Below are 2,958 nucleotides of genomic sequence, written 5' to 3' on the forward strand. Positions count from 1 at the left end.
TTATTGAACGTATAGCTTTTTAATAGGCATAACTGCAATATGGAGGCATGACCGAAAAGAGCAAGGAGTCCATAAGACGAGGAGCGGAGCGTATAATTAACGTAGCACATCCGAGGGCTTACAAAGGCGACACAGCCAATTTTGCAAGTGGGACGAGTATATCATTAACGTAATTTTAAGGATGATAAGCCTATAAGAGCAAATATAACTGAAATAATCCAAAATCTTATTACGACTTTTGATTCTGCCCAACCGTGTTTTTCAAAATGATGATGAAGCGGCGCCATTTTAAATATTCTTTTTCCTTTAGTAGCTTTAAAATAATATACCTGTAAAATTACGGATGCAGTTTCAATAACAAACAAGCCGCCGACAATAGCTAAAACTATTTCGTGCTTAGTAATGACACTAATAATGCCAAGTACACCACCAAGACTTAGACTACCGGTATCGCCCATAAAAACTTCTGCCGGTTGTGCATTAAACCACAAAAATCCAAGACAGCTACCGACTAACCCCGCACATAGAACCGTTAACTCTCCGGTATTCGGTATATAGGTTATTTGCAAATAATTTGAGTAAATTAGATTTCCTACTAAATAACTTATTAAAGCAAAAGAACCGGCAGTAAAAGCAATAGGAACGGTAGCAAGACCATCAAGCCCATCCGTTAGATTCACGGCATTAGAAGAGCCGACTATAACAAATATAGCAAAAACTATATAAAAATAACCAAGATCCAAACTTAAATTTTTAAAAAACGGTACGTGAAGTAAATGACTTGGATTTTTATCTAGATATTCTAGTAAAACATATATCATTAAGCTAATAATTCCTTGCAGTAAAAGCTTACTTTTTCCCCTTACCCCGTAATGATTATTCTTAGTTACCTTAGCATAATCATCCATAAATCCTATAATACCAAAGCTAATAAAACCAAATAACGTAATCCAAATATATTTATTAGTTAAATCAGCAAGTAATAAAGTAGAAAGACAACTAGACAAAATAATCATAATGCCTCCCATTGTCGGAGTACCTGCTTTTGTTTGATGCGATTCAGGTCCGTCTGAGCGTATAGGCTGACCGTTTTTTTGAAGAGAACGCAGAAATTTTATTAATATCGGACCCGTGATAAAGCTAAGGCTTAGAGTTATAATAATAGCAAGACCGCTACGAAAAGTAATATAGTGAAATAAATTAGCTATATGTGAATTATGAATGTGAGGAAGTAAAAGATTATATAACATTTGTAGATTTAAATTAAAAAGTATATTTTGATGTTGTTCTTATTGCATAAAATCGTCATGAGCTACGCAGCCATAGGCTGCGTGGCAATCCCATGAAGTAATAACAAACTCCTGAGATTGCCGCGTCGAAACTATGTTTCTCCTCGCAATGACGTTAAAACTAAGCCGCACAACATTAAAAATATCCTAATGTATTTATTTATAATAATCAACAATCTTATCAAGTTTTATACCTCTTGAACCTTTTATTAAGATACGCTCATTACCTTCAAATAAATCCGTGATATGCGTAATTAATTCATCAACATTTTCAAAGTATTTTTTAGCTATTTTGGGAGGTAGTAAATCATAAATATATTTAGTATTTACTCCTACTAAATAAACTTTAGAACAACCGGCATCTAATATATAAGGTACTAGCTCCTCATGTAACCGTTTAGAATTTTCCCCAAGCTCCAGCATATCGCCTATTATAGCAGTTTTATTTTCAGCAGGTACTTGTTTTAAATATTCTAATGCAGCTTTCATTGACTGCGGGCTTGCATTATAGTAATCACAAATTATACGAGAGTTTTGTATATTGATAATTTCCCCTCTTCCCTTGTTAGGAGGAATATTTGCCAAGTGATTTGCAGCTATCTCTATATCTTTACCTAATATATCGATAATTAAAAGTATAGCTGTATAATTTTCGGCAAAATGCCTAGGAATGAACGGTATAGTTACACTTAAAGACTTATTATTTATCTTATACTTTAAATAAACTTGCTCTCCTAGGTTCTCATATAAAACTAATTGTGCAGGCGTATTATGCGATATGCCGAAGTTATATACCCTATTAATAGAGAGATTTTTTAATATCGATAATATTTTGTTATAGCAATTAGTATCGGCATTAATAACAGCAATATCATTCTTGCTAAAATTTTCAAAAATCTCACATTTAGCTTCAGCTATTTCTTCGAGCGAGTTAAAAAATTCTAAATGAGTCTCCGAAATATTGGTAATCATAGCAATATTCGGCTTTAATATTTGAACTAGCTCCCTTATTTCGCCTTTATGATTCATGCCAAGCTCAAAAATGGCATATTCCATATCATCAGCCATTGATGCAAGATTAATGAGTAACCCCAAATGGTTATTAAAGTTACCTCGACTCGCAAAAACTAGAGAATCATGTTGCAATAATATCTTCAGTGCTTCTTTAGTAGAGGTTTTACCGACACTACCGGTGATAGCTATAAATTTAGCTTTTGAATTCTCTCGTTTATATAAAGCCATTTTTTGTAGAGTCTCAAAACCATCATCAACTAGGATAATTTTATCTTTATCATTTATCTCTACTTGCTTACTAACAATTACGGCTGCCGCTCCTTTATCTATTGCATCTAGAACATAATCGTGACCGTCTCTATTACCTTGAAGTGCTATAAATAAATCACCTTTTTTAACATCCTTGGAGTTAAATTGCACTTCATTACAATTGATAGAATTAGAGATTGTTATAGCTAGTGCTTTACTTAGCGTTTCAGAGTTCCAAATCATATGTTTTTGTTGTGTATTTTTATTATCATTACAAGAAAGGTTTGCTTGCATAGATACCAAAACCGTCATTGCGAGGAGACCTTGTTGCGTAGATATAAAAAAAAGTAGCTGCGAACTAAGAAAAGTAGTAAATTGACAAAAAACTTAACCACAAGTGTGTATG

General features: G+C 33.2%; 2 protein-coding genes. Both read right to left on the reverse strand.

The annotated features are described in order from the left end of the window. Positions 1–164: 164 nt before the first annotated feature. The gene (gene mraY / locus KYQ89_RS00935) at positions 165–1,250 is read right to left on the reverse strand and encodes a phospho-N-acetylmuramoyl-pentapeptide-transferase (RefSeq protein WP_218459961.1); all 1,086 of its coding nucleotides are present in this window, start codon (positions 1,248–1,250) and stop codon (positions 165–167) included. A 195-nt stretch (positions 1,251–1,445) separates the two neighbouring features. Beyond that, a complete protein-coding gene (locus KYQ89_RS00940; RefSeq protein ID WP_218459963.1) occupies positions 1,446–2,795 on the reverse strand; it encodes a UDP-N-acetylmuramoyl-tripeptide--D-alanyl-D-alanine ligase in 1,350 nt (449 codons plus the stop codon). Between the last annotated feature and the right edge of the window lie 163 nt (positions 2,796–2,958).

The organism is Rickettsia sp. TH2014, assembly GCF_019249195.1.
Taxonomy (GTDB): Bacteria; Pseudomonadota; Alphaproteobacteria; order Rickettsiales; family Rickettsiaceae; genus Rickettsia; species Rickettsia felis.

Bases quoted from the DNA above. Each gene is read 5' to 3' on its own strand.
- mraY (WP_218459961.1), bottom strand. From the start codon at position 1,250: ATGTTATATAATCTTTTACTTCCTCACATTCATAATTCACATATAGCT.
- KYQ89_RS00940 (WP_218459963.1), bottom strand. From the start codon at position 2,795: ATGATTTGGAACTCTGAAACGCTAAGTAAAGCACTAGCTATAACAATC.